Raw genomic sequence first — 26,613 nt, forward strand, 5'->3', positions numbered from 1 at the left:
GTTTGGTTCCCCGGCTCACCAGGAGGCCGGTCCGCTGCGCCCCTTCGTACCGTCTGGCCATTGACGGGCCCGCCGCCGCCCGCCCTCGCCACGCCCGGACGACGGCGCGCCCCCGGCCGGACCACACCCCGGCCCCGGCTGAGCCGCCGCCTGCCGCGGGGGTGTGCTGCGGTCGGGCGGGGGTAGGCGCGCTCCACAACCCCCCGCGGCCGGCCCACCGGGACAGGAGGAGAGATGGCGGTACGGCTCCAGCTCGCCGAAGCCCCTGCCGACCGGGTGGGGGCGGTCCTGGCCGACCTCGGCCCGTACTGCCGGGGGGTGGTCGGGCCGTCCCGGTCGCGCCCGGGCGACGGCGACCGTCCGGATGCGGGAGCGCGCACCCTGCTCATCGTCGACGAGCGCCCGCCGTGCGGCACCGCAGGCGCTGTGTACAGCGTGCCGCTCGACGCACGGCTGCACGGACGCGATCGCCGCATGCTGCACCGGCCGGCCGAACCTGTTGAGGAGCTGCCCCCCACCGGCAGGCGCCCCGCCGCAGCAGCGGCGGTGGCGGATCCCGAGGGGAGGGCCCATGGCTGACGCGGTGGTGATCGGCGCCGGTCCCAACGGGCTCGTGGCCGCGAACGTGCTTGCCGACGCGGGCTGGAGCGTCGAAGTCCTGGAGGCACAGCCGGAACCGGGCGGTGCCGTACGCAGCGACCGTCTGGTCCACCCCGACTACGTGTCCGATGTCTTCAGCGCCTTCTACCCCCTGGCGGCTGCGTCCCCTGTACTCGACCGGCTGCAGTTGGACCTGCACGGGCTGCGCTGGACCCGGGCGCCCAGCGTCCTGGCCCACCCGCTGCCCGACGGCCGCTGCGCCGTACTGGAGGACCGGGTGGACGCCACCGCCGCGGGCCTCGACGCCTTCGCGGCCGGGGACGGAGCCGCCTGGCGCGACCTGTGCGCGACCTGGGACAGGATCGGCCCCGAACTGCTGCGGTCCCTCTTCACCCCGTTCCCGCCCCTGCTGCCCGCCCTGCGCCTGCTGCCCCGCCTGCGCGCGGCCGGCGGGCTGCACCTGGCGCGCAGCATGCTGCTGCCGGTGCGGCGGCTGGGGGAGGAAGAGTTCGCCGGGGAGGGCGGACGTCTCCTCCTGGCCGGCAACGCCCTGCACGCCGACCTCGCACCCGAGGCCGCGGGCAGCGGCGGCTTCGGGTGGCTGATGTGCATGCTGGGGCAGACGTACGGGTTCCCGGTCCCCGTCGGCGGTGCCGGCGCCCTGACCGCGGCCCTCGTCCGCCGACTGGAGGCCGCCGGGGGAGTGCTGCACTGCGGTACCCCGGTACGGGAGGTCCTCGTCCGGCAGGGCCGGGCCGTGGGTGTCCGTACGGCCGACGGCGGCCGGGTGGCCGCCCGCCGCGCGGTCCTGGCGGACGTCAGCGCCCCGGCCCTCTACGGCAGCCTGGTCGACGAGGCCTTCCTGCCCGGCCGGCTCCTGGCGGACCTGAAGGCCTTCCACTGGGACTTCGCGACGGTCAAGGTCGACTGGGCGCTGAGCGGGCGGATCCCCTGGACCGCCCCCGGCGCCGTCGGGGCCGGCACCGTCCACGTGGCCGACGGCGTCGACGCGCTCACCCGCTTCGCCGCCCAGATCGCCATGGGCCAGGTGCCCGACGAACCGTTCCTGCTGGTGGGGCAGATGACCACCGCCGACCCCACCCGGTCCCCGGCCGGCACCGAATCGGCCTGGGCCTACACCCACGTGCCGCAGCACGTCCGCGGCGACGCCGGCAGCCAAGGTCTGACCGGTGCCTGGAACCACACCGAGCAGGAGCGGATGGCCGACCGGGTCGAGGACCAGATCGAACGCCGCGCACCCGGTTTCCGCTCTCGGATCATGGGCCGGCGCGTCCTCGCCCCGCCCACCCTCGAACAGCTCGACGCCAACCTGCACGGCGGTGCCATCAACGGCGGCACCGCCGCCCTCCACCAGCAGCTGCTGTTCCGTCCGCTGCCGGGCACCGGACGCCCCGAAACCCCCGTACGGGGCCTCTACCTGGCCTCCGCCGGCGCCCACCCCGGCGGCGGCGTCCACGGCGCGCCCGGAGCCAACGCCGCCCGCGCCGCCCTGCGCGGCCGCCCCACCGACCGCCTGCTCACCCGCACCCAACGCATCCTGGCCTACCGGGACAGGAGGGGCCGGGCGGCCGGCTCACCCTGAAGGAGTCGTCATGGCACCGCATGCCGGCCCGCTGCGCGGGAGGGTCGCCGTCGTCACCGGGGCGGCCCGCGGCCTGGGCGCCGGCCTGGCCCGGGAACTCGCCGGCCGTGGCGTCCGTACCGCCCTCGTCGGCCACGAGGGCGAACGGCTCGCCGAAGTCGCCGCGCCCTTCGGCGCCCTGACCGCCTGCTGGGAGGCCGACATCACCGACGACACGGCCATGGCCCGCGTCGCGCAGGAGGTCACGGCCACCCTGGGACCGCCGTCCGTCGTCATCGCCAACGCCGGAGTCGCCGAGGGCGGCCCCTTCCCCACCTCCCACCCCGCCACCTGGCGACGCGTGGTCGACGTCAACCTCATCGGCAGCGCCACGACCGCCCGCGTCTTCCTGCCCGCGCTCCTCGAGACGCACGGCTACTTCCTGCAGATCGCCTCCCTCGCCTCGTTCGGCGCAGCCCCGCTGATGAGCGCGTACTGCGCCTCTAAGGCCGGGGTGGAGGCGTTCGCCCACTGCCTGCGCGCCGAACTCGCCCACCGCCACGTCGGCGTCGGCATCGCGTACCTCAACTGGATTGCCACGGACATGATCGAGGACGCCGACCGGTACCCCGTGCTGCGCGAACTGCGCGCCCACATGCCCGCGCCGGCACGCCGGGTCCACCCGGTGAGCACCGTCGCCGCCCGGTTGGTGGACTGCACCGAGCGGCGCGCGGCGGCCGTCTACGTCCCCGCCTGGCTCCGGGCGGTCCAGGTGGTGCGCGCCGGCCTGCCGCCCCTGGTCACCGCGGTGGCACGCCGCGACCTGCCGGGCCTCGCGGCCGAGGTGGACCTCGGGGCCACAGGACTGCTGGGCGAAGGCGGCCGGGCCGACCGCACGGCCACCGGCGGCCCGGGCTGAACGATTCGGTTGCCGAACCTGCGGCGGCCGGCTTCCGGGACCGGGCGGCGGCCGGGTCAGTGTCCGAGGGCGTTCTTCAGTTGCTGCTTGGTCATGGTGGAGCGGCCGTCGATGCCGCGCTTCTTCGCCTCTTGGTAGAGCTCGTCCTTCGTGCGTTCCGATGAGCCGCCGCCGCCTCCGGAGGACTTCTGGCCGCCGCGCTGGGAGGCGGACTTGCCCTGGGTGGAGCTGCGGCTGCCGGTCTTGCTCTCGCCGGAGCGGGCGCGCTCCTTGTTCACCGTTCGCGAGGCCATCTCCTTGGCGCGGGACTCGGACATGCCGCGCTTCTCGCCGGATTCCTTGATGTGCTCGTACTGCCGTTTACGCTTGGCGCTGGATCCTCTGGGCATGACGCGAACCCTTTCTGGTTGACGGGTTGGGGCCCGCCGGACCCGATGCGCACGCCTGAGGAGCCTGCACCCGGACCGGGGGCGAATGCCGGGGTGGGGGGTCAGCCGTCGGCAGAACCTGGTTCGGCCATGCGGCGGTGTCCTTCGGCCTTCAGGCTGTCGGGCAGGACCTTGTTGGCCAGGCCCTGCGCCCGGGTCTTCAGGGATCCGGCGACGACCTTGTCCTTGCCGGAGAACAGGGCGTCGAGCCCCTGCCTGGCGACCTGGGCCGGGTCGTCCTTGGTGCCGGAGCCGACTTTGGTGGCCTCCATGCCGGCACGGCGGAAGAAGTCGGTGTCCGTCGGGCCGGGCATGAGGGAGGTGACGGTGAGGGGGCTGTCCTTCAGCTCGTTCTGCAACGCCTGGGCGAAGGACTGCAGGAAGGACTTCGAGGCGTTGTACACCGCCTGGAAGGATCCCGGCATCGTCGAGGCGATGGACGAGGTGATCAGGACACGCCCCTCGTCCTGAGCGGCCATGCTGCGCAGGAGCCGTTTGGCCACGTGCACCGTGGACCGCACGTTCAGGTCTACGATCTCGAACTCGTCCTCCAGATCCGTGTCCAGGAAGGCGCCGCCCTGCCCGACTCCGGCGTTGAGCACTCCCACGGCAACCGGACGTGCCGTCGCAGCGATCGCCTCGCAGAATCGTTCCGCTTCTTCGTAGCGGCGCAAGTCCGCCCTTACGGTGTGAACGTGCCGGCCCGTGCGGCGACGGATCTCGTCTGCCGCGGGTTCCAGCCGTTCCTCGTCCGCCGAATTCAAGATCAGGTCGTATCCGCGATCCGCAAGCTGGAGGGCCAGTTCGAAGCCGATCCCGCTGGAGGCGCCGGGCACCACCGCAAGTCCGTTCTCGCTCATACATCGCTCCTACCCGTACAGGTGAATTCATTCCGCCGACGTCGACACGTGACCTCCGCCCGGATGGCCGTCCCGGTGCCCCGGCGGCCCAGAACGCAGGTCCCCGGACCTGCATGCCGACCCTGTGCGCGCCGGGACAGCGTGCAGCACCCCTCTCGCAGCGGGCCCGTGTCGTTTCTCCGGCTCCGGGCATGCGCGCCGCATGGACCAGTCGAAGACGCCCGTGCTCGATGCCCTCGCCGCCTACCACGCGGCCGGTCAGACCCCCTTCACGCCGCCCGGCCACAAGCAGGGACGCGGCGCCGACCCCCGGGTACGGGCGGTTCTCGGGGACGACGTGTTCCGCTCCGACGTCCTTGCGACCAGTGGCCTGGACGACCGCACGTCCTCACACCGCGTGGTCGAGGAGGCCCAGGAGCTGATGGCCGATGCCGTCGGTGCCGACCACGCCTTCTTCTCCACCTGCGGCAGTTCCCTGTCGGTGAAGTCCGCGATGCTGTCGGTCGCGGGCCCGCACGAGAAACTGCTGGTGGGTCGCGATGCCCACAAGTCGGTGGTCTCCGGCCTCATCCTCTGCGGCATCCGGCCCGTCTGGGTCGAGCCCCAGTGGGACGCCGAACGCCACCTCGCCCATCCGCCGTCCGCCGACGCCTTCGAGGCCGCTTTCGAAGACCACCCCGAGGCCCGCGGCGCGCTCGTGACCACGCCCACCCCGTACGGCACCTGCTCGGACCTGCCGGCCATCGCCGAGGTCTGCCACCGCCGCAGGAAACCCCTCATCGTCGACGAGGCCTGGGGAGCCCACCTGCCCTTCCACCCCGACCTGCCCACCTGGGCCATGGACGCCGGCGCCGACGTGTGCGTGACCTCCGTCCACAAAATGGGCTCCGGCCTGGAACAGAGCTCCGTCTTCCACCTCCAGGGAGACCTCGTCGCACCCGAAGTCCTCAAGAGCCGCGAGGACCTCCTCGGCACCACCAGCCCCTCCGTCCTCGTCTACGCCGCCCTCGACGGCTGGCGCCGGCAGATGACGGAACACGGCAGGAACCTCTACGACCACGCCCTCGCCCTCGCGGCCGACCTCCGCGACCGGATCGACGGCATCGACGGCATGCACGTCCACGGCCGCCCCGACTTCTGCGGTCCGGGCAAGGCCAACGATCTCGACCCGCTCCAGATCACCATCGACATCAGTGACTGGCAGACGACCGGCTACACGGCTGCCGACTGGCTGCGCACCCACCACCGCGTCAACCTCCACCTCGCCGACCACCGCCGCATCAGCGCACAGCTCACCCACGCCGACGACCAGCAGACCGCCAAGATCCTCCTGACCGCCCTCCGCGACCTGGCCGCCCACGCCCCCGAACTCCGCTCCGGCCCGCGTGTGGACGTCCCCCCACCGGCGGAACTGCGCCTGGAACAGGCCGCCCTGCCCCGTGACGCGTTCTTCGGCCCGACAGAGCAGGTGCCCTGCGAGCGCGCCGAGGGCCGCATCGCCGCCGAAATGCTCACCCCCTACCCGCCGGGCATTCCCGCCGTCCTCCCCGGTGAGCGCCTCACCGGGGCCGTCCTGGCCTACCTGCGCACGGGCGTACAGGCGGGGATGGTCCTGCCGGACGCCGTCGACACGCAGGCCACGAGCATCAGGGTGCTCCGGCGGCACTGACCGCCCCGGTTGCCCCCGCTTGCATCGGGCAGGGGCCGGGAGGAGGCGATCGCCATGGCCCGTACCGCTCTCATCGTGATCGACATGCTCAACAGCTACGAGCACGAGGACGCCGAAGCGCTCGTGCCCTCCGTACGGGACGCCCTGCCGGGCGTGCGCGCGCTCCTGAAGCGCGCCCGAGCCGGTGATGCCCCGGTGATCTACGTCAACGACAATTTCGGAAAGTGGCGCTCACACCACGGAGAGATCCTCCGGTCCGCTCTCGCGGGCCGCTACCGCGACCTCGTCGCACCGGTCGCGCCCGACGAGCACGCCCTCTTCGTGGTCAAGGCACGGCATTCGGTCTTCTACGAGACACCCCTGGCCTACCTGCTGGGGCAGCTCGAAGTCCGGCGGGTGGTGCTCTGCGGGCAGGTCACCGAACAGTGCGTCCTCTACTCGGCCCTGGACGCCCACATCCGGCACTACGAAGTCGTCGTCGCCACCGACGCCGTCGCCCACATCGACCCCGACCTGGCCCAGGCGGCACTGCGCATGATGGAACGGAACATGTCCGCGCTGCTGACCACGAGCGACGCGATCGCCTTCGAGGACGCCACGCCGGCCTGACACCCGGAGGCCACGGGGGCAAAGGCCCGGTTCGTCGTCGGGGACCGGGACGGGGCCGGTTGCCGTACGCCGGCGGATCCGCGGCGTCAGGCGGTGCCCGAGCGCAGGAGCTGCAGGACGGCGCGTTCGACGCGGCCGTGGGTCGCCGGTTCGCCGAAGGTGCCGTTCTCACCCAGCTCGCCGAGGGCGGCGGAGACGGTCTCGCCGTCCTCGTAGAGCTCGATGATGCGGGGATGGATGTAGGAGGCCCGGCACACGGCCGGAGTGTTGCCGAGGTATTCGCTGACCTCCCGCACGGCGCGTGCCACCACCTTGCTGCGGCGGGCGCGGGGCGCGTCGGCGGTGCCCTCGGACACGGCCAGGGCCACCGCCGCCAGCACGGTGGCGTACCAGGTCCTGAAGTCCTTGGCGGTCACGTCCCGGCCGGCCCGTTCCCGCAGGTACGCGTTGAGGTCCTCGGCGTGGACCTCGTGCCAGGCCCCGTGCTCCCAGTACGCGAAGAGCCTCTCCCCGTCGTCCCTGCGCCGCAGCAGCGCCCGGACCACGGCGTGGGCCTGCTCGTCGACGAGCGAGCGCTCGACCTCCTTGCCGGACTTGGCGGGGAAGTGCAGCCGGATCTCGCCGTTGCGGCAGGTGACGTGTTCCCGCCGCAGGGTGGTGAGCCCGAAGCTGCCGTTGTCGCGGGCGTAGCGCTCACCGCCGATGCGGAGGAAGCCGAGGTCGAGGAGGCGGGTCAGGCAGGCCAGAACGCGCAGGCGGGTCAGCCCGCGTCCGGTGAGGTCCTGCGCCACCTGCTCGCGCAGGCGGGGCAGCGAGCGGGCGACGCGCTGGACGTGCTCGTGCTTGGCGGCGTCCTGCTGCTCGCGGAAATGCGGATGGTAGAGGTACTGGCGGCGCCCGGCGGCGTCCGTCCCCACCGCCTGGATGTGTCCGTTCGGCCAGGGACAGACCCAGACGTCCTGCCAGGCCGGGGGGATCACCAGGGCGCGCACCCGGTCGCGGTCCGCGGGAGCCAGGGGGCGGCCGTCGGCGTCCAGGTAGCGGAATCCGCGCCCGTGGCGTACGCGGCGCCATCCCGGCGCGTGGGGATCGCTGGTCCGCAGCCGCACGGTCACTCCGTGTCGGGGTGGGCCTGTGTGCGCAGGGTCCATGCCCCGCCCTGGCAGTCGTAGGGCAGGGGCGGGAAACGGTGCCCGCGGACGTCGGTGCTCCTGCTCCACAGGTGCTGCTTGCCGCAGTCGCAGGCGTAGATGCCGCTGTCCGGAACTATTTCACCGGGTTTCCACTGGTCTGTCTCTTTCATGCGGGGCGTCTACCCCGTACCCTCCGACGCACGCGGGCCCGCCGTCACGGCGGCGCCGACGGGGCGGTATCGCTGCCGTTGGGCGGCCGGCCGGGCTCGGGTCGAGAGGCTGCGGTGGCGGGTGCCGGGGCCGGGGCCCGAGATCGGGGATATCCGTGTCACACACGCCGCGCCCGTTTTGAACAGGGGCTGCTTCGACGCCGGGTCCCAGGAAGTGGGAGTGAGCTCGTTGGCGGCCCGGTGGTGACCGGCCGCGTCCGGGGCGTCCCAGTAGCCGTAGTGGAAGGGCAGGAAGACGACGCCGGGGCGGATCCCGGTGACCCGGACCCGGGCCCGGACGGTGCCGCGCCGGGTGGCCACCTCGGCGAGGTCGCCCTCCTCGATGCCTGCTGCCGCCGCATCGGGTCCGGACATCTCGATCCACATCTCCGGAGCGGCGGACCGCAGTTCGGGAACCCGGCCGGTGCGGGTGCGGGTGTGGAACTGGTAGAGGGTACGGCCCGTGATCATCCACAGGGGATACTCGGCGTCCGGCTGCTCGGGTGGCGGGACGTAGGCGGCGGTGCGCAGGAGCGCCTTGCCGTCCGGGTTCAGGGACCGGTACGCGTCCTCGTCGAGGGAGCTCCCCGTGAGGAGGTCGCGGCCGTAGCTCACGCAGTCCTCGGGGCGGCTGCGGAAGTCGCCGCGGCTGTAGAGGCGTTCGGTGCCCTCGGGGTGCTCGCTCGTGCACGGCCACTGGATACCGCCGCGGTCGTGCAGCCGGGCGTAGGTGAGTCCGCTGTAGTCGCAGGGGCGTCCGCGGCTGCACTCCTTCCACGCCTCGAACACTTCCTCGGGGCCCCGCCAGGGCAGCAGCGGGGCGTCCGAGGCGTCACGCAGGTCCATGCGGCGGGCGAAGTCGAGGAAGACGTCGAGATCGGGGCGCGCCTCGCCGGGCGGGTCGACCGCTTTGAGCGAGAGGTGCACGGTGCGGTCGGCATTGGTGAACGTGCCGGTCTTCTCACCCCAGCCGGCGGCGGGCAGCACGACGTCCGCGAACTCCGTCGTCTCGGTGGGGAAGAGGTCCTGGACGACGAGGAACAGCCGCTCCTGGCCGAGCACGGCACGGATGCGCTCCAACTCCGGGAGAGAGACGGCGGGGTTGGTCCCGGAGACCCACAGCATGCGCAGGGAGCCTTCTTCGGCGAGGCGGACCATCTCCATGACGTGGGTGGGCGGACCGTCGTGCGGGATGCGGTCCGCCGGAACGTTCCAGATCCTGGCCAGTTCCTCGACGTGGCGCGGGTTGGCCCAGTTGCGGAAGCCCGGCAGGTCGCCGTCGGCGCCGCACTCACGGGTGTTCTGCGCGGTGGGCTGGCCGTTCATCTGCAGGATTCCGCAGCCGGGCCGGCCGAGCATGCCGCGGATCAGGTGCAGGTTGTTGACCTGGACGGCGGCTGCGGTGGCCTGGTGGGACTGGTAGAAGCCCTGGAGGACCGTGGACAGCAGCCGGCCGGCCTGACCGAGCAGGCGGGCAGCCGTACGGATCTGCTCCGCCGGTACGCCGGTGGCCGCGGCGGCGGCTTCGGCCGGGAAGAGGGCGACCTGTCGTTCGAGGCGGTCGAAGCCCGCGACGTGCGCCTCGATGTAGGAACGGTCGGTCCAGTCGTGCGCGATCACCTCGTGGAGCAGGCCGTTCATGAGGGCGAGGTTGGTGCCGGGCGCCGGCTGGAGATGGACGGTGGCCGCATCGGACACCGGCCCGGGACGGGGGTCCACGCACAGGAGGACGGGCGGCTCGGGTCCGGCCAGGCGGTCCAGGACCCGGCTCCACAGCACGCCCTGCGTCTCCGCCATGTTGTGCCCGAACAGCGCGATGGTGTCCGCATGGTCGATGTCGGTGTACGAGCCGGGCTGGCCGTCGCAGCCGAAGGACTCCTTGAGCGCCTCGCCGGCGGTGGCCGTGCACAGCCGGGTGTTGCCGTCGAGGTGTCGGGTGCCCAGTCCGCCGCGGGCGAGCACGGCCAGGGCGTAGTACTCCTCCAGGAACAGCTGGCCGCTGGTGTAGAAGCCGAGCGAGGAGGGGCCGGGGCCGTCGAGGAGTGCCCGCGTACGCTCCGTGATGCGGGCCATCGCGGTGTCCCAGTCGGTGTCGCGCAGTCTGCCGTCCTCCCGGATCAGCGGGCGGGTCAGGCGGTCGGGGGAGCCGATGGCCTGCCATCCGTACAGATCCTTCACGTCGAGGCGGCCGCGATTGACTCGGTCCCGGGCCAACCCCCGGACACCGACGACCCGGTCGTCCCGCACCGCCAGCTCCATCGCATCGCCGTTGGAGTGGAGGTTCGAGGCCGTCTGAACCCAGCGGTCCACGCTCTCGCCGACGCTGCCCCCGGCGAGGTACCGGTCCACGCGGACAGGCCAGACACCACCGCGCCCGTACGGAGTGCGACGCCCCCACGGATCAGCGGTACGCCCGGTCGGCACGGCCTCGGTCACCATGCCGAGCCCCTTCCCGCGCACGAAGGCTTCATGTTCCCGGCCGCGAAGGCGGTGCTGGAGCAGGCAGCGAACGGGACGGTGACCTTGGCGGCGGCCGGCCGGACAGCCAGGATGGGCCGAGCCCGCCACGCCGTCCCGGACGCCTCGGGCGGCCGTCGGCGGCCCGTGCAGCGGCGCGGAGTGCCGGGGCATCGCCGCGTCCCGGTGTCCCGAGCACGGCGGTTCCCAGGGTGGTGCCCCTGGGCCGCCCACGAGCCCGACGTGACCTTCAACGACTTCAGGGCTGGGGTCTCTCTCGCGGGGAGCAGGGGGCAGACTGGGGGTAAGACCAGCCTGGTCTGGTGAGGGACCCCGCGCCACCACAAGGTCACGTAGCGTGTGGCTGCCGGACGGTACGGAAGCCTTGCTCGGCTGTGCGCGGCCGTCCGAGGCCGCGTGCGTGACGGCCTTCAGTTCCCGCGACGCGTCGCGGAAGGTGGCCGACCGTGATGGGCTCCCGAATCCCCGGAAATGGCGGTCACCGCCATGCCGCACCACACCCACACCCCTGCCCCTTACCTGCGGCCGCGCGAGCACGGCCCGCACGCTTTGGCGCGCGCGGCGAGCACCGATATCGATACCGATACGGATGCCGAGACCGGCATGCGCTTCGCTTGCCGTGTGATCACGCGGGCCGCTGCCGTCGTTGACGAACCGACCGACGAGGAACGCGCGCAGGCCGACACGATTCTCGAACGGCTCGCGCCGTGCCCGCTGGGCGCCACACCGCAGGCCCGCCTCGACCGCATCCGGGAAGCGGTCACCGCCCTCGCCCTGGTCGGCGCTCGCAGCCACAGCCCGCTGGGGCACCTGGCCGGAGACTGCGCCACCACCCTCGCCCCCTGATCCGTCGCAACCACACCCCCACCACCAGAGAAGTCCACGACGCCGAAGCCGCCCTCAGTGACCTGCACGACGCCCTCGCCGCCTGCTACGGACGACCCGCCGTGCCCACCCCGCCCGTGACGACCGATGGCGATGAAGGCCAAGGCCGAGGCCAAGGAGGGAGCTGACCGGCAAGGCGAGCGGCCACGAGCGGTTGAAGGCCGAGGGCAGGGCGGATCAGGTCAACGGCCCGCGGACAGCGACTCCGCCCGAGGTCACGCGGACGGCAGGCACTTGGGACAAGCGCATGCGAGAGGTGATCCGACCCGACGTCCTCGTCGCAAGGGGATTGGCCGGTCTGACCAGGTTGACCAGCCACACCGGTCAGGCCTGGCGTCCTTCACTCGTAGACGCGGGCCGCACCGAGCTGCCAAGCCACAGAGGCCCAGGTCACGGGTTCGATCGGTGGGACGTCCGGGAACGCCGGTGGCCTGCCGAGACTGCCATCGAGCCAGGCCTCCCACGATTCCAGGAACTGGGCCATCGACCCGCTCGCCCAGCCGCCGCCGTCACCGGCCCACAGTCCCTGAGCCGGCCTGTCCTGAGTCCAGGCGCGGTCCCGGGCAAAGTCGGCGGCCAGGGCCAGCAGCAGGACTCGTAGCTCTTCAGGAGAAGAGACAGGCGGCTCGTCTCCAAGGGGCGCGGGCTGGGCGGGTCCGGCCGACGGTGCGTCCAGCGCATCCAGCAACTGGTCGGCCAGGCCCTGCCAGCCGGGATCCGGGCCCTCGTCAGGCAGGGCGCCGGCCCAGCGGAGCAGGATGTCGTCGATCTCCGGCGCACCGGCGCCGAGGTCCTCGAAGCGCCGGCTGAGGTGCCGCAGCAGAGCACGGAAGTCCTCGCCGGTCTCCACGATGTTCGTCACCGCGCGAGAGTAGGGCAACGGGCTCCGGCCCGTCGACCAGATATTCAGGGCGTCAGGCGTTGTCGCGGCGCACGTTCCACCAGCGGTCCGCTGCATCGGGCTGGTGGGGAAGCGTCGGCGTTTGAACTGGGGAATTCGCTGACGTCGACACGTCCGGCAGGGGGCAGCGGTGAAGGTGTCTGGGTGGTCAACGGCTGTGCTCGTTGCGGGATGCGCCGGAGGCCTGCTCGGGGCCGGCTGCAGCACGGTGGCACCCATCGTCCGCCCGGCGCTCAGGGCAGGGCAGGGTGTTCGGTGGTGCCGAAGCTGCTCCCGGTATCCGGCTGCGGCGGCTACGGTGGCGGGAGGACCTTGTGACAGGAGGAGAGCGTGAGCGCGCAGTCTGAGGAGGCCTCTGTCCCGCTGTCGGCCCCGGCACCCGCTGCAGCCGCGCAGCTGCTGGCTCGGCTGCGTGAGGACCGCCGTGCCGAGGTGTGGGTGCCGGCGTTCGAGCGGGACTGGGGCAGGGCCCTGGAAGACTCCCGGCACACCTACAGTCTCACCCCGCTCCATGACGTCGTCCGCGCCTGGCAGCAGCGCCTTGCTGCGGCACCGGCCGTGGACGCCTACCTCGACTCCGGTCGAGACGAGACCGGCTTCGTGGACCTTGACGACGTCCTGGGACCCCGCCGGTGACCGACCAGCCCTGGCCGGTCCGGCTGTCCCCGCAGGCTGCAAAGGCACTGACCGACTTGCCCGAGCCTGCCACGGAGATGGTCCGGGACCTCTTGGACATCGCGGCGCGCTCGCCGTGGGGCTGGCCGCAGTGGAACACCGGTGATCCGGAAGGCGAGGACATCCGCGCTGCGTCCGTCGGGCAGCTCTCGGTCGTCTATGTGATCAATCGCCTCAGGCGGCACCTGTCCGTCCTGGACGTCATCTGGATCGGGTAACGACCGCCCAGAGGCCGGTCCCTGGGGCGTCGGTCCTCGGGCGCGACTTGCAGGCCGCGGCCCTTTGGCAGGTGCCTTCGAAGCCCAGACGGGATGCATCGGTTCACCCCTGCGACCGCACGACAGGGCAGCGGGTGGCAGCCGCCTCCTCCCGACCACGTGCACACCTCCCCACCTGGGGAGATGGGCAGGGTCCCTGTTATGGTGCGCCGATGTCAACGATCAGACAGTTTCAAGTGACCTTCGACTGCGCGGAGCCTGCGCGCCTCGCCGCTTTCTGGTGCGAGGTGCTGGGGTACGTCGTGCCGACGGTCCCGGAGGGCTTCGCCACGTGGGAGGAGTACCACCGCACGCTACCGCCCGAGGACGAGATCTACTTCGCGTGCACTGATCCCTCGGGTGCGGGCCCGCGCCTGCTCTTCCAGCGGGTTCCCGAAGGCAAGGTCGTCAAGAACCGGGTGCATCTCGATGTGTGGACCGGCGCCGGGCTCGTGGGGGAGGAGCGCCTGGCCACGCTCGAGGCCGAATGCGCGCGGCTGATGGCGCTCGGCGGGAAGCACGTACTGACGCAGCGTGCCGATGGCGTCAACGAGTCGTGCATCACGATGCAGGACATCGAGGGCAACGAGTTCTGCCTCGCCTGATTCCCCTCCGAGGCTGCGAGGCGGGGAACGTCTCCGGCCTTGGGGGTGCATTGGGGCAGCCGATCCCGGCTGCCCCCAAGCTCCCTGGGGTCGGTCTCCCGTGGGCCTCCCAGGTCCCGCATGCGGCGGGAGGCGTCCCGTGAGGGCGAAAACGTGCAGGTGGACAACGCCGTCCATCGCGTCAGGCAGTGCCTCGCCCTTGCGCCAGCGGTGCGGCATGATCAGCCCGGTGCCCGGGCAGCCGCCGTCCGCGATCGTCGTGGTGTTGCCGACCGCCTGCCGCGGATCCCGATTGTGATGAGGCCCTCGTCATCCCGGCGAGATCCGGCCCGGGCCGTGCGCCTCGGCTTTGCTTCGCTCCGCCTCCCGCCACGCGTGAGCGGCCACGACGAGACCGCCGTGGCCGCTTCCGCCGTGCTGAGCGGATGCTTCGTCAGCAGCTCCAGTACCACTTGTGGGACCGGACGGAGTAGGTCCCGGAGAGGTTGCCCCGCTGGCCCGGCGCGGTGCAGCCCTTCCTGTTCTTGTAGTCCGCATCCGTGTAGTAGGCGACGTGGGCGGGGTAGCCGCCAATGCCCATGTTGTAGATGGACTTCGGGACGCTGAACGCGTGGCACTGGATGTTCCCGCTCTTCCAGTCGGGATCGTCCACGAGCCATGCACAGCGGGAGCCGGTCCCGTTGTAGTCGCTGTAGAAGCAGACGTATCCGCTGTTGCAGTCATACGCCTGGGCCGACGCTTGCGCGGCCGGCATTGCCAATGCGGTCGAACTGAGGGTGATCAGAGTCGCGAGCAGCATGCGGAGCTTGGTTGCTGTCGACTGTGTCCGCGTCATCATGCTTTCCTTCCGTTGGCCTTGCTGCGGTGGCTGGGAACCCGGGTCAGATCCGGGGCGCCGACTGGTCCGGTGCGCGCGTGGTGGAGCCGTGGTCTGGGCCTACGGGTAGTTGAGGTGGATGGGGTACCAGTCGCTGGAGTACGCCTTCGGGACGTTGAAGTAGAACGTGCCGTAGTAGGTGCCGCTGCAGTTCCAGCCGCCGTACGCCTTGACGTCGATCTCGCCCTTCCACCAGTTGTTGTCGACCCTGGCCGGGTCGCCGGGGATGTTGACGCAGACCGGGTGGGGGTAGGTGCCGTTCCAGATCTGGCCGTAGATGCTGATCGAGGCGGTGATGTGCCGGGGGTCGTGGACGAGGAGGTGCTGGCCGTTGCTCCCGGCGTGTGCCGGAGGTGCTGTGCCGACCAGGCCGGCGAACGCGAGGACCGTGGTCGCTGCGGCGGCTACGGCGCTTCGGACCTGACGGTTGCGTCTCCGTTCGGGGAACGATGGGGCCTTCGAAGTCCCGGTGACAGGCATTTCGCGGCTTCTCCTTACGGGGCCGTGTGCGTGGACAGAACGCCGGGTGCGTCGGCGACGGCTGCAGGGGCGCACGCCAGCGGGGGGTCAGTCGGCCGTTGGTGCCCCATCGGCGGAGCGGCCCGCTGGAGGACAACTGAAGCAGCACGAACCGGACTTCCACGAGGCCGGCAATGCTGTTACCTGCAGCTTTCTGTTGGCCGACAGATGCCCAGACAGGAAGACAGATGGTGTGGCACGATCGCGGGCGATCTGGCAGTGCGCCGAACAGGGAGCTGACATGGGCAGGAAGCCGACGCTCACGCCGCAGCAAGAGGAAGCCGCCCAGCGTGTCGCGGGACTGCTGCAGCAGGCTCAGGCACTCGCCCGGGAGCACGGCGTAGCGTCCACCAAGAAGAGCCAGCCGCATTCCACGCGCCAGATCGTGGCCGCGATCCGGCATGCGCGCTTGTACCCGGATCCCGCCTCCGACGATCCGGCGGCCCCGACTGTCGACATCAACGCCGCCTCGGCCCACAACTACGTGGCCGAGGCGCTCAGGGGAGAGGTCCCCCGCGTCGCCGATGCCTCCTGGGTGCTGGCGGTCGCCGCCGCCTGCCACCTGATCGCGGGCCAGGACTTCGAGGACGACCGAAGGACGGAACTCCTCGCTGCGGTGAAATCGATCACCGAGGCCGCCCCCGCTCCACCCATGACGGTCGACGCCCCGCCCGCGACGACGCCCCGCCCACGGAGGCTCCTGCTGGCTGTGGCCGCTGCGGTCGTGGTCGCGGCCGCCGCCGTAACCGCCGTCACCCTTGCACCTGACGACGCACCAGCCGAGACGAACGCCGACAGCACCAGGCAGCCGGACAGCAAAGACGCCGTACGCGACTGCCTGGACGGGACGCACGGCGAGATCATCGAGCAGCCCGCCGCCGTATTCACCGACAGCGACGCGACGATGATCCTGCCGACCCTGGACTTCGACATCATGAACGGCTCGGCCCGCTACCTCAGCCACAAGGGCCCCAAGTACTACTGGGGCCGTGCCGGCTCTGACGACCACGACCCGCACTCCGGCGGGGTGCGCCTTCAGTGGAAGACCGACGGCGGCCCCTGGCACGAGTGCCGGACCCCGCTGCCCAAAGAGGAGCGCGACTACGTTCGTACCCCGGCCGTCCCCACCGTCATCGACAACCGTGCCGTCACCATCAAGATCTGTCTCTGGCGCGACAACCCCTACATGCAGAAGTGCACCGCCGAACTCAGCTGAAGGGGAGCCGCGCACGCCGTTCCGAGGGCGTGGGGCCCGGACAGCCGGGGTGACACGCGCGCCCGCGTCAGCGTCCGGACCGTACCGGCCCCGAAATGCAGAGGTGCCCCTGCCAACTGGCAGGGGCACTGCTTGGGCTCCAGTGCTTCAGGTTCGGTGCGGCGGGTGAGCTTGCACCGCCTTGCGCCGGACACCTCCTGGCCGCCCGGATCCTGCGCGCCCTGTTCGTTTTGCCGAACCTCGAAGTCAACCGCTGACGGAGGCGGGACCGCACCATCCGGACGTTCGCTGTCACTCGGTGAAGGTGAGTGAACGAAGGTCAGCGTCCAGCATGCGGATCAGCTCACCGACACGTCCGCCGCCACTCGGCGCCGTCGGGAAACGTTTGAGCACGTCAACGACGGCCGGTGTCGCACGATGCACCGTCTGCTCAAGATGCTCGACCCCAATGCTCCGATCATCGCCGGCGACGAGTTCGGTCGCTCTGGCCGCATGAGCGCCAGCTCCGAGAATGTGCTTGACCTGGGTGCTCTTGGCCAGCGGATGCAGGTAGGCGGCGCCTGCCGCAGACATCGCCGCCCGAGCCGCCTCGCGCGCAGCCGCAGTGTCCGCACTCTTGGCTGCCTTGAGTGCTGCCCACGCTCCGTCGCGCAGAGCCTTCCCCCGCTCGCCACCTCGAGCGAACTCCCATGCGGCGCCGATGGCGTGTCGAGGCCGCAAGTCGTCCGGCTGATCGCCTTCGAACACTTCGAGCACCACTTCCGCGCACGCTGCAGCAAACGCCGTGACCACACGAAGATCTTGCTTACTCAGAGCGATCTCGCTCGCTTCCCCCGTCATGACTCCATCCTCGACCATTGCGCGGGACAGCCATACGGTTGGGGAGGGCCGGTCCCATGCCGACTGGCTCCGAGCAGACCGGATCGTACAGCGGCCGCTGATGACGGGCGGCCCGGTCTGCGGTCATCGGTCGAGGGCGCGGACTTCGGGCTCGTGGCCGCAGGCCCGGAGGAAGGTGAGGATCCCCTCGGGGGAGACCGCGGTCGTTGCGTCGTTGCGCAGCGGGTGGAAGAGCAGGAGCTCGTGGGCGGTCAGCCGGGCGTCGAGGACGACCCGGACGGATCCGGGGGCTGCGTTCATCAGGGCGAACGGGGATACCGCTCCGGGTGTCACGCCGAGGACGTCCGCGAGCGCCTCGGGGCGGGCGAAGGACAGCCGGCCCACACCGCACGCGGCGGCCAGGAGTTTGAGATCGACGGAGGTGTCCTCGTCCGCCACGAGCAGGAGGTACTGCTTGCGCCGGTCGCGCAGGAAGAGGTTCTTCGTACCTGCACCGCCGAGGTGCGTCACCACACTGCCCGCCTCCTCAACGGTGAACACGGGAGGATGCCGCTCGCTGGCCCAGGCGATGCCCAGCTCGTCCAGCTGCGACGTGAGCGCCGCTTCGGCCTGGTCCGCATCGCGCATGGTCATCGGGCCATTCTCCTTGATGGACATCGCGGCCCCCGGCGGCTCGCATCTGCCGGGACATGCGCACCCAAGACGAGGCGGGGGCTGCGGGGGAGTGGCTGGAGACGGTGCTTGCTGCGAGCGTGGATGCCGCCGCCCGCCTGAAGGAGACGGGGCGAGCGGCGGCGGAAGCTCGGGGGACGGTGGCCGCACGCTGAGCAGTGACGAGGTCGCGAAGCTGTGACCCGTGCGCAAGATCTGGCCGCCGGGTGCCGCCTCTCGTGCGGATGTCCGCGTCCGCAGGGTCGGCGGGGACAGCCAGGGCACCTGGGCTGACGGTGGAGTGACCGAGCGGTCTCCGCGGAGCGCGGCCGCGGTGGGCGGGGCTCCGTGGAGAACCGGGTCGGTGGGGGATGGGGCGGCCCTCGGCATCAGGGCCGTCCCCGGCGGGCTCAGACGACCGCGCCCGTCCGCCTCTCCTTCCTCACGCGCGCCTCGAACGGGCTGTACCGGTCAGGGCCCTGCTCCTCTGCGCGGTGGCCGGGTGCTGCTGCCGGTGGTGTGGGCGGGTTGCGGTGCTCCAGGGCGATCGCGACCGGGACCGCGGTGAAGACGGTCGAGGCGGTGCCGACCAGGACGCCCGCGATCAGCGCCACGGAGAAGTCGGCAAGCGAGTCGCCGCCCAGTACCGCCAGTGCGGTCAGGATGAACAGGGCTCCCATGCCCGTGTTCACCGTCCGCGGGAGTGTCTGGACCACCGCGTGGTTGGCCGTGTCCGGCAGGTTGCCCCGCGGGTCCCGGCGGCGCGCTTCGCGGACGCGGTCGAAGACGACCACCGTGTCGTTCACGGAGTAGCCGATCACGGTGAGCAGCGCCGCCAGGAAGACGCTGTCCACCGGCTTGCCCAGCCAGGCGAACAGGCCCACCACGAGGAGGACGTCGTGGACCATCGCGGAGACTGCCGCTGCCGCCAGGGTCCAGCGGAACCGCACACTGAGGTAGATGAGTTGGGCGGCCACTGCGATGCCCAGGGCCAGGAGCGCCTTCTGGCGCAGTTCGCTGCCGAGGCTCGGTCCGATCTGCTCGTCACGCTCCACCGTGACGGTTCCGCCGGGCTTCTCCAGGGCTGCTTTGACGCGCTGTTGTTCGTCGTCGGTGAGCTTCTCCGTGCGTACGGTGATGTCGCCGTCGCCGGATTCCTGCACCACCGCGCGCGGGAAGCCCGCGTCGGCTACGGCGTTGCGGGCCGTGTCCGCGTCGACGGACCTGCTGGTGCTGTACTCGACGAGGCGGCCTCCCGTGAACTCCACGCCGAAGTCCAGACCGCGGACGAGGATTCCCGCGACGGCCACGGCCACCAGCACTGCGCTCGCGCCGAGCCAGCGGCGACGGTGGCGGACCAGGTCGGGGTTGCGGCGGGACAGCCGTGCGCGGACCCAGCCCGTCGAGGCGATGCCCGTCAGACCGGGGCGCTCGCGTACGAAGCCGCGGGCGATGGCGAAGTCCGCGAGCGCCCGGGTGATCACGAGCGCCGTGAGCATCGATGTGAGGACGCCGATGGACAGGGTGACCCCGAAGCCCTTGACCGGGCCCGTGGCGAGGTAGAACAGGAGTCCCGCGGCGAGCAGCGTCGTCACGTTCGAGTCGACCACCGCGCTCCACGCCTTCGCGAAGCCGGTCTTCACCGGCTTCGCCAGGTCCTTGGAGCGGACGCCCAGGTACTCCTCCCTGGCCCGCTCGAAAACCAGGACGTTCGCGTCCACCGCCATGCCGACCGCCAGGACGAACCCGGCGAGCCCCGGCAGCGTGAGCGTCGCTCCGAGCGCCAGCAGGGCGGCGTACGAGATGAGCCCGTACAGCGCGAGGGCCAGCGCTGCGAGCGCGCCGAGGAGCCGGTAGACGACGGTGATGAACAGCGCGGTCAGGGCGATGCCGATGACCGCGGCCTTGGCGCTCGCTTCGATCGCGTCGGCGCCGAGCGTCGGGCCGACCGTGCGCTGCTCCACGACGTCCAGGGGCACCGGCAGCGCGCCGCCCTTCACGAGCGCCGCCAGTTCGTGTGCCCCGGCCCGGTCGAAGTCGCCGCTGATCTGTGTGGAGCCGCCGGTGATACCGGTCCCGCACACCACGTCCGCGTTGACGCCGGGCGCCGAGATGATCTTGTTGTCGAGGGTGATGGCGACGCGGCGCTCCGGAGCGCCCGAAGGCGCGCAGGCCGCGGCCGAGGTGATCTTGGCCCAGGTGTCGCCCGCGCCCTTGCGGAAGTCGAGGGAGACCATCCAGCCGCCCAGCGACTGCTGGTCCAGGACCGCCTCGGCGTCCTCGACCCCCTCGCCGGTGAAGGCGGTGGGGCCCAGCTTCAGGTGGCTGCCCGGCCGGCCGGGGTCGGGCAGGGTGCGCGATCCGTCGGCCTCGGGCATCCCGGAGCCCGCGTCGGCCGTCGCCCCCGTCACCGGGTGGACCGTGAGCTGTGCGGTGCGGCCGATGACCTCGGCGGCCTTGCGCGGGTCCTGCACTCCGGGCAGTTCGACGATGATCCGCTTCTCGCCGGAGCGGGCGATGCCGGGTTCGGAGACACCGAGGGCGTCGACGCGCTGCCTGAGGACCTCCAGAGCACGGTCGGTGGATGCGGCGTCGGCCTTGACGGTGGGTGAGTCCCGGGTCTCCAGGACGATCTGGGTGCCGCCGCGCAGATCGAGGCCGAGGCGGGGGGACTGGGTGAGGGCGATGTAGAGGGACAGCGCGACGGCCGCCAGCGCGACGATCGCCCTCCACAAGGGTGGGCGCGACAAAGGTGCGCGAGACATGGGTACTCCACGATGAGGGCAGGACGGAGGAACGCGTGACCGACCCCGCGCGGTGCGCGCCGGGGTCACAGGGGTCAGGCGTCGATGAAGGTCTGCGTGCTCATCGGTGGGGCGGGCCGCGCGGGGCGGCGGACTCGGCCGGTCTGCGCGGAGGCACACGTGCGCTGCCCGGCCCCGCTCCGGGCCCGCCGAGGGCGCCGTGCGGGGCCGCGTCCACTGCCGTACGCGCTGAACCCGCAGGCTGCGGGCCCGGAATGTGGGCGTCAGGCCGGTGCGTGAGCGCCACCAGCAGCGCCGGGACGTCGTCCGGCCCGGCCCCCTGCCCGGCGTGCCCCACCACCGTGTGACGGGCGAGCAGCTCGTCGGCGGGCAGGGGCGAGCCGTGCGCCCCGGCCACCGGAACGAACAGCGCCAGGACGGTGACGACGAGGGCCAGCACGGACGCGGCCAGGCGCGCGGAGCGACTCTGCTGCGGCACGCGTCCCCCGTCCCCTCGGTGCCCGCCGGGTACGCGCGACGCGGCCCCGCCCGGCTCAACGTACGGGGCGCCCCGGTCCGTTCCCTGTGTCTCTGCCCATTCCCCGGCAGACTCTCTGGCGACCGGGATCGTCGGCACCGTCAGACCAGGGCAGTCACCGCCGTGAACGCCCCGGGCAGGCAGTGCCAACGGCGCGTCACCCGTCCCCGCCCCGACAGATCACGCCGGGCCGGTCCGCACGACCGCCACGCGACCCGTCGTACGGACGGCGACGCTGGACGATCCCGTGATCAAGGCAGCATCGTAGGAGCCGAGCACCACGGATCCGGCGCCGGAGGAGACCACTTCCGCCTCGCCCTGGAGAGCGACCACCAACAGGGCTCCATCCGGCGTGGCTTCCACAGTGAGGGCACCGCGGACCACCGCCGTCTCGGCCCGGGCGAGGCCCCGGCGGTGCATCACGTTGAAGTTGACCACCGGACCGTCCAGGAGCCGACAGCCGGTGGGCACGTCACCGGGGAACTGCTGCGGCGCGTAGCGGGCGTCCACCACACGGCGCAGGCCCGCCACGTCGAGGTCCATGCCTGCGCCCTCGGCCAGCACGAGCGTACGGTCGACTCCGGGGAAGGCGGAGAACGGCCCGTCGGCGGCCACTTCGGCCAGGCTGACCCGCCAGGCGAAGTCGCCGGTGCCGGCTCCTTCGGGAGCGGCGGCGACCTCGCGGGTAAGCCCCCCGCCGTTCTTCCATGCGACGGCCGCCCGGTCGGCCGCCCGCAGGATCTGCATTCCCCGCCCCGTACTCTTCATCGCCCCAGGTTAGCGACCGCCGGTACGCCGTGCCTCGGCACGTCGCTCGGCCCGGGCGCGGCGGCTGAAGCCGGAACAGCAAGCCGGCGCGGCCGATGTCCCCGCCCCGGCGCCCGCCGGCCCGGACGCCTGGCCGTCAGGCTGTGCGCACTGCCATCAGTAGTCCGGTTGCCCATGCCAGGCGGACGCATCGGAAGTCGTCCCGTTCCTCCAGCTCGGCCAGAAGATGTTTGACGGAGGCTTCGTGGCCTTCCGGCCAGCCGGGCTGGGGGAGGAGATCGTCGATCAGGTAGGTCCCGCCGGGAGCTACGAGGTCGAGGGCGTGGTCGAGGTGGGTGAACTTGCCCGGCCAGGTGTCCGTGAAGACGAGGTCGAAGGGCTCGCCGTCGAAGTCTTCCAGCCATGTGCCGCCGTCTCCGGCAACGAAGGTCACCCGTGGGTCGGCGCCCAGCTGTTCTCGGGCGAAGGCTTGGAGGGCGGGGTCGAGTTCGACGGTGGTCAGACGGGAATCGGGATCCATGCCGCTGAGGAGCCAGGCGGTGCCCTCCCCGACGCCGGTGCCGAGTTCGAGGATCCGGCCGGCGGGCCGGGTGGCGGCGAGGGCTGCCAGGAGGGTTCCTGTGCGGTCTTCGCTGGACATGATGAAGCCCGCCTCACGCGCCTTGGAGCGCAACGCGGGCAGAGCGGTCGGAAGGCGGCTCGGCGTGTCGTCCATCCGCAGATGATGCGAGGACCGTGTCGTCACGGGCAAGTTCATTTCGGCTCTGGTCAAGACGCCCACGTGTAGGGCCGGCACCGGTCCGCACCCGCACGCGCACCGAAATACTTCCCGCACGCTCTGCCCGACCGCCCGCGCCGTGTCCTCCAGGACGTCCTTGCTCGAGCCCCTGGACGGCCTGGGCGCGGGCGGCTGGTCGGGGTCGTGCCCCATGGGCTGACCCGGGGGCTCTGCCACAGGCCGGATCCATGCGGTCGGGTGGACCTCGACATACCGCCGTCTGACCGAAGGATCCTCCGTGGAGAACAACCAGCCCGCGGCTCCGCCCCAGCCCCCGCCGCCGCCTGCACTCCCTCCCCGTGCCGCGAAGCCCACGCTGCGCGTGCGTCCCCCGGTGCCGGCCTACCCGCAGACGGTCACGGTCAACGGCCAGCTGTGGACGTTCACGGGCCTTGCCGGGAACAACAAGCTCGCGATGTACACCTGCCCCGCACACCCGGCGTTCCACATCACGGTCCCGTTCACCGAACTGGACACCGAGATGATCCACGCGTCGCCGGAGACCCAGGGCCTCAAGTACCGGCCGGTCCACCTCTGGCCGACCACCAACCAATACGCCAGCCAGAACTCGATCAACCAGCACTCGGAGTACGCGCTCTGGCAGCAGGCCCGCCAGTGGATCACTGCGAACCACGACGTCGCACGGCCCATCGCCACCGCGTTCAAGGCCCCCTGGCTCGCCGCGTTGGCTGCCGCACAGCAGCACCACCACCAGGTGGACATCGTGGCCTGGAACGCGGAGAGCGCTCAGCACCCGCAGCTGCTGGCTGCCTGGAAGGTGCAGGACGAGGAGTGGCGCAAGAAGAACCAGCCCACGGTGATGGACCTGAAGGACCGCGAGCGCGAGCGTGGTCACGTCATCGACGATGCGCGCAGGAAGCTGAGCGACCGGAAGCGGGCGGTTGAGCAGGGCATCGTCGAGCGCCTCAAGGAGAAGCTGGACGAGGCCCGGGTCTATCCGGCGGAGAAGCTCTCCGGGCAGACCGTTCTCGTCGAGGTCTCCCCGGGCACGGTCCGGGAGATCCCGGTCAGTCGCAACGACCTGGCCAAGGGCCCGGGAGGATGGACCAAGAGGGCGCTGGACGCCGCCGCAGCCGGTCCCGTGGTGCTGGTCTCGCTCGGCAAGAAGGAGAAGGAGACCGCCTACGTCTTCGAGGGAGCCCTGCCGGCCGGCGAGGACCTCACCCGTCGGCAGCACTGGCTCGGCTCACTGCCCGAGGCCACGGGCCAGGTGGGCGATGTCGGCGCCTGGGTGCAGACCGAGGCGGGACACTTCCTCGTCCAGGCGGACGGTGACGTCTTGATGTCGATCAGCACTGCCTCGCAATCCATCGACGTCGGTACCGGCCACTGCTTCCTGGTGCACTTCGGGGACCAGTCCCATGTGGTGTGCGCCAAGGGCCAGGACCAGTACACGATCACCTCCCAGGGGAAGTGGAACAGCTGGCTCAACGGGCTGCCCGTGGGCAAGATCAACGCATCCGAGCAACTGCTGAAGGTCGTCGTGGGAGGGAACGAGGCGCGCTACCGCATCAACGCGGAGTACCTGCCCGTACCCGAGGTCGGTACGGACGGCTGCGTGAAGGTACGCGTGGACGGGGAGTACCGGCCTGTCCGCTACGCCGGTCTCCCACGGCTGGACGGTGACACCGCGGGTCTGACCGACGTCGTCCAGATCAGGCTGCTCGAAGACGGCCGCCACTTCGTCCACACCGGCGATGGCCAACAGTGGGAGCAGTACTTCCTGGTCAGTCCGGCCCGGGGCCGCAGCGGCAACTCCCGCTTCCGCTTCCTGAACCACCGGGGAGGAGCACCGAACGGCTGGTACTCCTCGGGTGAGGCGCTCGCGGTCGGGCGTGATGCCTGGCTCAGCACCCTGGCGCTCGACACCGACGTGGTCTTCCTGCCCGAGGACGTCACGGTCCCCGCGGACCAGGTCCAGCCGCCCTACCTGAGTGCCGACATGTTCTCGGTCAATGTGCAGATCGGCGCGCAGGTGCGGACCGCGTACCGGGAACGTCAGGGCATCAGCCTCCCCGTCGAACTGGGCCTCACCGATGCCTTCCACAACTGGGTGTGGTTCCTGGTCAACCACCCCGTCGACGGTCTGATCCCCATCTTCATCCAGCCGTCGGGCCAGTGACCTGAGTCAGAGATTCGGTGGCAGCAGGCGGCGGCTTTGCCGAGGATCTCGTCGGCGGCCTCGGTCCAGGCTGAGAGCCTTGGATGGTCGTTCCGCCGGTGAACCAGCTCCGGATGCCGCGTTCGAGTGCCTGCTGCACTGAGCGGTGGCCTCCGCGCTTGAGCTTCTTTGCGTGAGCTCGGCAAACCACCGCTCGACCAGCTTCAGCCAGGACACGCACTCGTACGCGTGCAGTGCAGGTGGAGCCACGGGTGGGCGGTCAGCCGCTTCTTGACCTCGACGGTGCGGTAGCGGCGGTGCAGGCAGCCGATGACCTTGCCCATCGGTTGTCACCTCCAGGACAGAGGAGGGCGGTGGTCCCGGCCCGGACGGAGTCGTGGCTGCGCCGTTCGGGGACTCCGGGCATCGTCGGCAGGACCGGCTGGGGCCGGTCCAGGGCCTGGATCCGGCCATACGATCAAGCCCTCGAGGCCGGCGCTGCGTGAGTGTTGCTTCAGCGCCTCCAGGAGTGCCGAGCCGGCTCCTTTGTTCCGTTGTGATGGCATGACGAAGAAGTTCGCGACACAGCCGACCGGGTTGTTGTCGCCATGGGGCTCCGGCATCCTCTCCACCAGGCAGAGGAAGACGTGTCCGCAGATTTCGCCCTCAAGGCAAGCCTATTTCCGCGCGGTCACAGCCCCTCGTTGCGGCAAGGGCTCCGCTGACCGGGCCGTCCGGCCCAGGCTGGCCCTGGCCTTCCCAGGGAACGGCAGGCTCTGGTTGGCCGTCCCGAGCCGGCGCAAAGTGGTCCGCATCAGCCCGCCGCACCGGCGCGGGCCGGTCCACCAGGGCCGGTCCGTGCAGCAGACCCAGGAGCACTCCATGAGCTACCCAGCCCTCGCCGCCCGTACCGCTGTCGTCACCGGAGCGGCCAGTGGCATGGGCGCGGCAACCGCCCGCCTGCTCGCGGCGGGTGGCGCCCGTGTCGCCCTGTTCGCCCGGCGTACCGACCGGCTGGACGCGCTGGCCGCCGAACTCACCGCCGCCGGAGGCCGGGCCCTCGCCGTCACCGCCGACGTCACCGACCAGGCATCCGTCGACGCAGCCGCCAAGGCCGTCCACGATGCCTACGGCCGGGTCGACCTGGTGATCAACAACGCGGGCGTGATGCTGCCCAATCCCCTCACCGAGGGCCGGCTCGACGAGTGGACCCGCATGATCGACACCAACCTCACCGGCGCCCTGCGCATCATCCGCGCGTTCACCTCCGACCTCACCGAAGCCGCCGCCGACGGCAGCACCGCCGACCTGGTCAACATCTCCTCCATCGCCTCCCACGTCCTCTTCCCCGACTACGCCGTGTACGGGGCCACCAAGGCCGCCCTCACCCAGCTGTCCGCCGCACTGCGCACCGAGCTGGGCCCGCGCGACGTCCGGGTCAGCACCATCGAGCCGGGCCTGACCGACACCGAACTCGGCGGGCACATCGACAACCCGGAACTGCGCGAGCAGCTCGGCGGAATGTTCACGGCGATCCCCGCCCTCACCGCCGAGGACATAGCCGACCTCGTCGCGTACACCGTCAGCCGTCCCCGGCACGTCAACCTGCGCCAGACGATCGTCCTGCCGACCCGCCAGGCCTGACATTTCCCGCTCACCCGCCGGGGCAGCCGTCCCTGCGTCCTGACCAGTGGGTGTGGGGGCGGGGCCCCCCCCGGCCCCGCCGCCCCCCCCCCCCCCCCCCCCCAAA

25 protein-coding genes and 3 pseudogenes are annotated in these 26,613 nt (G+C 71.4%); 12 read left to right on the forward strand and 16 right to left on the reverse strand.

Going from position 1 to position 26,613, the window contains the following annotated elements:
- Positions 1-234: 234 nt before the first annotated feature.
- From LG634_RS21325 to LG634_RS21335, 3 genes are read left to right on the forward strand one after another with little or no spacing between them, the layout of a single operon-like run.
- Positions 235-579, forward strand: a complete 345-nt coding sequence (locus tag LG634_RS21325; RefSeq protein WP_226735506.1) for a hypothetical protein — start codon at positions 235-237, stop codon at positions 577-579.
- Positions 572-2,203, forward strand: a complete 1,632-nt coding sequence (locus LG634_RS21330) for a phytoene desaturase family protein (RefSeq protein ID WP_226735507.1) — start codon at positions 572-574, stop codon at positions 2,201-2,203. The genes LG634_RS21325 and LG634_RS21330 overlap by 8 nt, the downstream gene beginning before the upstream one ends.
- Before the next feature lie 10 nt (positions 2,204-2,213).
- Positions 2,214-3,101 (forward strand): SDR family oxidoreductase, encoded by an 888-nt coding sequence (locus tag LG634_RS21335; protein WP_226735508.1) that lies wholly within the window; start codon positions 2,214-2,216, stop codon positions 3,099-3,101.
- A 56-nt stretch (positions 3,102-3,157) separates the two neighbouring features.
- On the opposite strand, the gene LG634_RS21340 is transcribed toward LG634_RS21335, so the two are convergent.
- Together LG634_RS21340 and LG634_RS21345 are read right to left on the reverse strand one after the other, a co-directional pair.
- Positions 3,158-3,490 carry a plasmid stabilization protein gene (locus LG634_RS21340; RefSeq protein ID WP_226735509.1) on the reverse strand — a complete coding sequence of 111 codons (333 nt, stop codon included), beginning with the start codon at positions 3,488-3,490 and terminating at the stop codon, positions 3,158-3,160.
- Between the two features lie 101 nt (positions 3,491-3,591).
- Entirely contained in the window at positions 3,592-4,389 is a 798-nt protein-coding gene (locus tag LG634_RS21345) for an SDR family NAD(P)-dependent oxidoreductase (protein WP_226735510.1), read from the reverse strand.
- Positions 4,390-4,591: 202 nt separating this feature from the next.
- Here LG634_RS21345 and LG634_RS38260 point away from each other — a divergent pair, with 202 nt between their 5' ends.
- The gene (locus LG634_RS38260) at positions 4,592-6,058 is read left to right on the forward strand and encodes an aminotransferase class I/II-fold pyridoxal phosphate-dependent enzyme (RefSeq protein ID WP_226735511.1); all 1,467 of its coding nucleotides are present in this window, start codon (positions 4,592-4,594) and stop codon (positions 6,056-6,058) included.
- Between the two features lie 54 nt (positions 6,059-6,112).
- Complete coding sequence (locus LG634_RS21355) at positions 6,113-6,667, forward strand: cysteine hydrolase family protein (RefSeq protein ID WP_226735512.1); 555 nt, start codon at positions 6,113-6,115, stop codon at positions 6,665-6,667.
- Between the two features lie 86 nt (positions 6,668-6,753).
- On the opposite strand, the gene LG634_RS21360 is transcribed toward LG634_RS21355, so the two are convergent.
- The 3 genes and pseudogenes from LG634_RS21360 to LG634_RS21370 form a co-directional block, all read right to left on the reverse strand.
- Positions 6,754-7,776 carry a DNA topoisomerase IB gene (locus LG634_RS21360; RefSeq protein ID WP_226735513.1) on the reverse strand — a complete coding sequence of 341 codons (1,023 nt, stop codon included), beginning with the start codon at positions 7,774-7,776 and terminating at the stop codon, positions 6,754-6,756.
- 2 nt (positions 7,777-7,778) lie between these two features.
- Positions 7,779-7,970 carry a hypothetical protein gene (locus tag LG634_RS21365; RefSeq protein ID WP_226735514.1) on the reverse strand — a complete coding sequence of 64 codons (192 nt, stop codon included), beginning with the start codon at positions 7,968-7,970 and terminating at the stop codon, positions 7,779-7,781.
- A 44-nt stretch (positions 7,971-8,014) separates the two neighbouring features.
- Positions 8,015-10,448 (reverse strand): annotated as a pseudogene (locus tag LG634_RS21370) (molybdopterin oxidoreductase family protein).
- 510 nt (positions 10,449-10,958) lie between these two features.
- Here LG634_RS21370 and LG634_RS21375 point away from each other — a divergent pair.
- Complete coding sequence (locus tag LG634_RS21375) at positions 10,959-11,333, forward strand: hypothetical protein (RefSeq protein ID WP_226735536.1); 375 nt, start codon at positions 10,959-10,961, stop codon at positions 11,331-11,333.
- Between the two features lie 379 nt (positions 11,334-11,712).
- On the opposite strand, the gene LG634_RS21385 is transcribed toward LG634_RS21375, so the two are convergent.
- Positions 11,713-12,234: a hypothetical protein gene (locus tag LG634_RS21385; protein ID WP_226735515.1), complete on the reverse strand. Its 522-nt coding sequence runs from the start codon at positions 12,232-12,234 to the stop codon at positions 11,713-11,715.
- A gap of 369 nt (positions 12,235-12,603) precedes the next feature.
- Here LG634_RS21385 and LG634_RS21390 point away from each other — a divergent pair, with 369 nt between their 5' ends.
- The 3 genes from LG634_RS21390 (at position 12,604) to LG634_RS21400 (ending at position 13,810) form a co-directional block, all read left to right on the forward strand.
- Positions 12,604-12,909: a DUF6247 family protein gene (locus tag LG634_RS21390; protein ID WP_226735516.1), complete on the forward strand. Its 306-nt coding sequence runs from the start codon at positions 12,604-12,606 to the stop codon at positions 12,907-12,909.
- Positions 12,906-13,166, forward strand: a complete 261-nt coding sequence (locus LG634_RS21395) for a hypothetical protein (RefSeq protein ID WP_226735517.1) — start codon at positions 12,906-12,908, stop codon at positions 13,164-13,166. Before LG634_RS21390 ends, LG634_RS21395 begins: the two co-directional genes overlap by 4 nt.
- Positions 13,167-13,378: 212 nt before the next feature.
- Complete coding sequence (locus tag LG634_RS21400; protein ID WP_226735518.1) at positions 13,379-13,810, forward strand: VOC family protein; 432 nt, start codon at positions 13,379-13,381, stop codon at positions 13,808-13,810.
- Between the two features lie 180 nt (positions 13,811-13,990).
- On the opposite strand, the pseudogene LG634_RS21405 reads toward LG634_RS21400, so the two are convergent.
- The 3 genes and pseudogenes from LG634_RS21405 to LG634_RS21415 all read right to left on the reverse strand — a co-directional run.
- Positions 13,991-14,092, reverse strand: a pseudogene (locus tag LG634_RS21405) (IS5/IS1182 family transposase); the annotation flags it as partial.
- Positions 14,093-14,243: 151 nt separating this feature from the next.
- Positions 14,244-14,609 carry a peptidase inhibitor family I36 protein gene (locus LG634_RS21410; RefSeq protein ID WP_226735519.1) on the reverse strand — a complete coding sequence of 122 codons (366 nt, stop codon included), beginning with the start codon at positions 14,607-14,609 and terminating at the stop codon, positions 14,244-14,246.
- Between the two features lie 138 nt (positions 14,610-14,747).
- A complete protein-coding gene (locus tag LG634_RS21415; protein ID WP_226735520.1) occupies positions 14,748-15,167 on the reverse strand; it encodes a hypothetical protein in 420 nt (139 codons plus the stop codon).
- A 280-nt stretch (positions 15,168-15,447) separates the two neighbouring features.
- Here LG634_RS21415 and LG634_RS21420 point away from each other — a divergent pair, with 280 nt between their 5' ends.
- Complete coding sequence (locus tag LG634_RS21420; RefSeq protein ID WP_226735521.1) at positions 15,448-16,422, forward strand: hypothetical protein; 975 nt, start codon at positions 15,448-15,450, stop codon at positions 16,420-16,422.
- 291 nt (positions 16,423-16,713) lie between these two features.
- Here LG634_RS21420 and LG634_RS21425 read toward each other — a convergent pair whose 3' ends face one another.
- From LG634_RS21425 to LG634_RS21450, 6 genes are all read right to left on the reverse strand, one after another.
- The gene (locus tag LG634_RS21425; protein ID WP_226735522.1) at positions 16,714-17,262 is read right to left on the reverse strand and encodes a putative immunity protein; all 549 of its coding nucleotides are present in this window, start codon (positions 17,260-17,262) and stop codon (positions 16,714-16,716) included.
- A gap of 123 nt (positions 17,263-17,385) precedes the next feature.
- Positions 17,386-17,895, reverse strand: coding sequence for a prolyl-tRNA synthetase associated domain-containing protein (locus tag LG634_RS21430; RefSeq protein WP_226735523.1), 510 nt, complete (start codon positions 17,893-17,895; stop codon positions 17,386-17,388).
- A 428-nt stretch (positions 17,896-18,323) separates the two neighbouring features.
- Positions 18,324-20,678 carry a protein translocase subunit SecD gene (gene secD / locus LG634_RS21435; protein ID WP_226735524.1) on the reverse strand — a complete coding sequence of 785 codons (2,355 nt, stop codon included), beginning with the start codon at positions 20,676-20,678 and terminating at the stop codon, positions 18,324-18,326.
- Positions 20,679-20,778: 100 nt separating this feature from the next.
- Positions 20,779-21,156, reverse strand: coding sequence for a hypothetical protein (locus tag LG634_RS21440; RefSeq protein WP_226735525.1), 378 nt, complete (start codon positions 21,154-21,156; stop codon positions 20,779-20,781).
- Positions 21,157-21,375: 219 nt separating this feature from the next.
- Complete coding sequence (locus tag LG634_RS21445) at positions 21,376-21,963, reverse strand: HutD/Ves family protein (protein WP_226735526.1); 588 nt, start codon at positions 21,961-21,963, stop codon at positions 21,376-21,378.
- Between the two features lie 136 nt (positions 21,964-22,099).
- Positions 22,100-22,678, reverse strand: coding sequence for an O-methyltransferase (locus tag LG634_RS21450; protein WP_226735527.1), 579 nt, complete (start codon positions 22,676-22,678; stop codon positions 22,100-22,102).
- 301 nt (positions 22,679-22,979) lie between these two features.
- Here LG634_RS21450 and LG634_RS21455 point away from each other — a divergent pair, with 301 nt between their 5' ends.
- Entirely contained in the window at positions 22,980-24,884 is a 1,905-nt protein-coding gene (locus LG634_RS21455; protein WP_226735528.1) for a hypothetical protein, read from the forward strand.
- Between the two features lie 329 nt (positions 24,885-25,213).
- On the opposite strand, the pseudogene LG634_RS21460 reads toward LG634_RS21455, so the two are convergent.
- A pseudogene (locus LG634_RS21460) lies at positions 25,214-25,525 on the reverse strand (GNAT family N-acetyltransferase); the annotation flags it as partial.
- Between the two features lie 220 nt (positions 25,526-25,745).
- On the opposite strand from LG634_RS21460, the gene LG634_RS21465 reads away from it, so the two are divergent.
- Positions 25,746-26,507: an SDR family oxidoreductase gene (locus LG634_RS21465; protein WP_226735529.1), complete on the forward strand. Its 762-nt coding sequence runs from the start codon at positions 25,746-25,748 to the stop codon at positions 26,505-26,507.
- Positions 26,508-26,613 lie beyond the last annotated feature (106 nt).

It is taken from the genome of Streptomyces bambusae, assembly GCF_020532645.1.
GTDB lineage: Bacteria > Actinomycetota > Actinomycetes > Streptomycetales > Streptomycetaceae > Streptomyces > Streptomyces bambusae.

Coding starts and splice junctions, on each gene's coding strand:
- LG634_RS21330 (WP_226735507.1), top strand. CDS start 572: ATGGCTGACGCGGTGGTGATCGGCGCCGGTCCCAACGGGCTCGTGGCC.
- LG634_RS21450 (WP_226735527.1), bottom strand. CDS start 22,678: ATGGACGACACGCCGAGCCGCCTTCCGACCGCTCTGCCCGCGTTGCGC.
- LG634_RS21465 (WP_226735529.1), top strand. CDS start 25,746: ATGAGCTACCCAGCCCTCGCCGCCCGTACCGCTGTCGTCACCGGAGCG.
- LG634_RS21415 (WP_226735520.1), bottom strand. CDS start 15,167: ATGCCTGTCACCGGGACTTCGAAGGCCCCATCGTTCCCCGAACGGAGA.
- LG634_RS21335 (WP_226735508.1), top strand. CDS start 2,214: ATGGCACCGCATGCCGGCCCGCTGCGCGGGAGGGTCGCCGTCGTCACC.
- LG634_RS21355 (WP_226735512.1), top strand. CDS start 6,113: ATGGCCCGTACCGCTCTCATCGTGATCGACATGCTCAACAGCTACGAG.
- LG634_RS21410 (WP_226735519.1), bottom strand. CDS start 14,609: ATGCTGCTCGCGACTCTGATCACCCTCAGTTCGACCGCATTGGCAATG.
- LG634_RS21430 (WP_226735523.1), bottom strand. CDS start 17,895: ATGACCATGCGCGATGCGGACCAGGCCGAAGCGGCGCTCACGTCGCAG.
- LG634_RS21425 (WP_226735522.1), bottom strand. CDS start 17,262: ATGACGGGGGAAGCGAGCGAGATCGCTCTGAGTAAGCAAGATCTTCGT.
- LG634_RS21420 (WP_226735521.1), top strand. CDS start 15,448: ATGGGCAGGAAGCCGACGCTCACGCCGCAGCAAGAGGAAGCCGCCCAG.
- LG634_RS21365 (WP_226735514.1), bottom strand. CDS start 7,970: ATGAAAGAGACAGACCAGTGGAAACCCGGTGAAATAGTTCCGGACAGC.
- LG634_RS21400 (WP_226735518.1), top strand. CDS start 13,379: ATGTCAACGATCAGACAGTTTCAAGTGACCTTCGACTGCGCGGAGCCT.
- LG634_RS21345 (WP_226735510.1), bottom strand. CDS start 4,389: ATGAGCGAGAACGGACTTGCGGTGGTGCCCGGCGCCTCCAGCGGGATC.
- secD (WP_226735524.1), bottom strand. CDS start 20,678: ATGTCTCGCGCACCTTTGTCGCGCCCACCCTTGTGGAGGGCGATCGTC.
- LG634_RS38260 (WP_226735511.1), top strand. CDS start 4,592: ATGGACCAGTCGAAGACGCCCGTGCTCGATGCCCTCGCCGCCTACCAC.
- LG634_RS21375 (WP_226735536.1), top strand. CDS start 10,959: ATGGCGGTCACCGCCATGCCGCACCACACCCACACCCCTGCCCCTTAC.
- LG634_RS21445 (WP_226735526.1), bottom strand. CDS start 21,963: ATGAAGAGTACGGGGCGGGGAATGCAGATCCTGCGGGCGGCCGACCGG.
- LG634_RS21325 (WP_226735506.1), top strand. CDS start 235: ATGGCGGTACGGCTCCAGCTCGCCGAAGCCCCTGCCGACCGGGTGGGG.
- LG634_RS21340 (WP_226735509.1), bottom strand. CDS start 3,490: ATGCCCAGAGGATCCAGCGCCAAGCGTAAACGGCAGTACGAGCACATC.